Below are 2,975 nucleotides of genomic sequence, written 5' to 3' on the forward strand. Positions count from 1 at the left end.
TCTGGCACCCGGCGGCCGCACGGCCATGCGTCCGCGACCCGGCCGTCAGGGCCGGGGCGTCCGGGCGCTCTTGGTGATCATCTTCCAGCGGCGGGTGCGCTCGGCGGCGAGCCGGGCGTCGCTGCGCGAGGCGATCCATTCGTTCTCGCGCTGGAGCTTGAGGAAGCTCTCCATCCGGCGCTGCGGCAGCGAGCCGTCCGCGAGGGCGGCGGCCACCGCGCAGCCCGGCTCGGAGCGGTGGCTGCAGTCGTCGAAGCGGCACTGCTCGGCCAGGCCGTCGATGTCGGCGAACGCCATCGCGACGCCCTCGCCGCCGAACAGGCCGACGCCGCGCAGGCCCGGGGTGTCGATGACCACGCCGCCGCCCGGGAGCGGGATCAGTTCGCGGGTGGTGGTGGTGTGGCGGCCCTTCTCGTCGACCGAGCGGGTCTGCTGGACGGCCATCACGTCGGTGCCGGCGAGCGCGTTGGTGAGGGTGGACTTGCCCGCGCCGGACTGGCCGACCAGGGCGGTGGTGCCGTGCAGGCAGGCCCGCAGCACGTCCATGCCCTCGCCCGTTCCGGCGCTGACGGCGAGGACGGTGACGCCGGGCGCGATGCCCCGCACGTCGGCGAGGATGTGCTCGGTGTCGTGGGCGAGGTCGGCCTTGGTGAGCGCGACGACCGGTTCGGCGCCGCTCTCCCAGGCGAGGGCGAGGAAGCGCTCGACCCGGCCGAGGTCGGGCTCGGCGGCGAGCGAGACGGTGATCAGCACGGTGTCGACGTTGGCCGCCAGCACCTGGCCGTCGGAGCGCTTGCCTGAGGTCTTGCGGACGATCGCGGTGGTGCGCGGGAGCAGGGCGGAGACCGTCGGCATCGGCGCGGCCGCCAGGTCGACGGCCGCCCAGTCGCCGGTGCAGGGGCAGTTGAGCGGGTCCGGGTCGCCGACGGGGCGGCTGTCGGCGCGCACGGTGCGCAGGGTGCCGGTGTCGGGGTCGGCGACGAGCACGTCGCAGCGGCCGCGGTCGACCCGGGCGATCCGGGCGGGGGTGAGCCCCGCCGCGGCGAAGACGGAGAACTCGGCGTCCCGGTCGTCGGTCCAGCCGTGGCCGGACAGCGGGTGGGCAGCGGAGGTGTGCATCACGATGGGGGTGGCCCTTCGGGAGGGTGGCCCCGGCGGTTGCGCGCGGTCGGCGCGGGTGTCGGTGTGTCAGCCGGTGGCCACGGGGGTGGGAGCAGTGGTCGTCTTGGCGCGGGCAGCGCCCGTCGCAGGAACGGTCATCACGGTCCTCACCTCCTGGGTGGCACGGTCGGACGGCAGCGCCCCGGGCGGGGCGGCTGCGGACGAGCGAAACCGTAGCGGACGGTCCGCGGGCCGCGCATCAGGTTTTCCGGCGGCGTGCCGCCCGGCCCGGCACGGGTGCGCGGGCGGTCCGGACGGCCGGGGGCGCGGGCCGGACCGGGTGCCCGGTTGAGCGGGCCCGCCCGGTGCGCGGGCGCGCGCGGGAGACGGCCTGCCGTCCGGGTGCCGCGGGGCCCGGGCCTTGCCCCGAGCGAATTGTTAACGCTAACAGTCCATTCGTCAATGCATCCGCACGGCGCTTCCATATGTATGCCCGTGCGAGACCCAACGGTGATCCGATGGCCCTTGACGAGGTTTCTGTGAGCGTTAACACTCATGTAACGCCAGGCCAGGGGCCACCCACAGCACCCCCGGCCCGGCCCGAACCCCGCTCGACCGATCCGACGCCCCCGTCCAGGTCCCGGTCGCTGCCAACCACTGGAGGAACTGTGCGGAAGATTTCGACGGCCCTCGCCGCAGCCGGTCTCGCGATGTCGCTGGCGGCCTGCGGCCAGAGCTCCAACGGCGTCGGCGACGGCGCCGCCACCGCGTCCGGCGCCAAGGGCGGCCTGGTCGGCATCGCGATGCCGACCAAGTCCTCCGAGCGGTGGATCAACGACGGCGACAACATGGTCAAGCAGTTCCAGGCCAAGGGCTACAAGACCGACCTGCAGTACGGCGACAACGTCGTCGAGAACCAGGTGTCGCAGATCGAGAACATGATCACCAAGGGCGCGAAGCTGCTGGTGGTGGCCGCCATCGACGGCTCCTCGCTCACCGACGTCCTGCAGAAGGCCGCCGACGCCCACATCCCGGTGATCTCCTACGACCGGCTGATCCGCGGCACCAAGAACGTCGACTACTACGCCACCTTCGACAACTTCAAGGTCGGCGTGCTCCAGGGCACGTACATCGCCGACAAGCTCGGCCTGAAGGACGGCAAGGGCCCGTTCAACGTCGAGCTGTTCGCCGGCTCGCCGGACGACAACAACGCCCAGTTCTTCTTCAACGGCGCGATGAGCGTGCTGAAGCCGTACGTCGACAGCCACAAGCTCGTCGTGCAGAGCGGCCAGACCGCCTTCAACCAGGTCGCCACGCTGCGCTGGGACGGCGGCCTCGCCCAGTCCCGGATGGACAACCTGCTGAGCAAGTCGTACACCAGCGCGCGGGTCGACGCGGTGCTCTCCCCCTACGACGGCATCTCGATCGGCATCCTCTCCTCGCTCAAGGGCGTCGGCTACGGCAGCTCCGGCAAGGCGCTGCCGATCGTCACCGGCCAGGACGCCGAGCTGGCCTCGGTGAAGTCGATCATCGCGGGCGAGCAGACCCAGACCGTCTACAAGGACACCCGCGAGCTCGCCAAGGTCGCCGTGCAGATGGGCGACGCGCTGCTGACCGGCGGCAAGCCGGAGACCAACGACACCACGCAGTACAACAACGGCGTCAAGGTCGTCCCGGCCTACCTGCTCCAGCCGGTCAGCGTGGACAAGGACAACTACGCCAAGGTCCTGGTCGAGGGCGGCCAGTACACCGCCGACCAGCTCAAGTAGCCGCCCCGCCCGCGGAGCCGACCGCACCGTACGAGCCGGCCGGGGGCGCGGGGGGGCCGGCACCCCCGCCCCCCCCCCCCCCCCCCGCCCAGTTTGGGTTGTAGC

At 72.2% G+C, this 2,975-nt stretch carries 2 protein-coding genes; one reads left to right on the forward strand and one right to left on the reverse strand.

Annotated features, from left to right (window positions below; all coding sequences use genetic code 11):
* Positions 1-45: 45 nt before the first annotated feature.
* Positions 46-1,119, reverse strand: coding sequence for a ribosome small subunit-dependent GTPase A (gene rsgA, locus ACFV0G_RS37740; RefSeq protein WP_380557861.1), 1,074 nt, complete (start codon positions 1,117-1,119; stop codon positions 46-48).
* Positions 1,120-1,769: 650 nt separating this feature from the next.
* Here rsgA and chvE point away from each other — a divergent pair.
* Complete coding sequence (gene chvE, locus ACFV0G_RS37745) at positions 1,770-2,870, forward strand: multiple monosaccharide ABC transporter substrate-binding protein (protein WP_380557864.1); 1,101 nt, start codon at positions 1,770-1,772, stop codon at positions 2,868-2,870.
* The last annotated feature ends 105 nt before the right edge of the window (positions 2,871-2,975 follow it).

It is taken from the genome of Kitasatospora sp. NPDC059571 (assembly GCF_042735675.1).
Lineage (GTDB): Bacteria > Actinomycetota > Actinomycetes > Streptomycetales > Streptomycetaceae > Kitasatospora.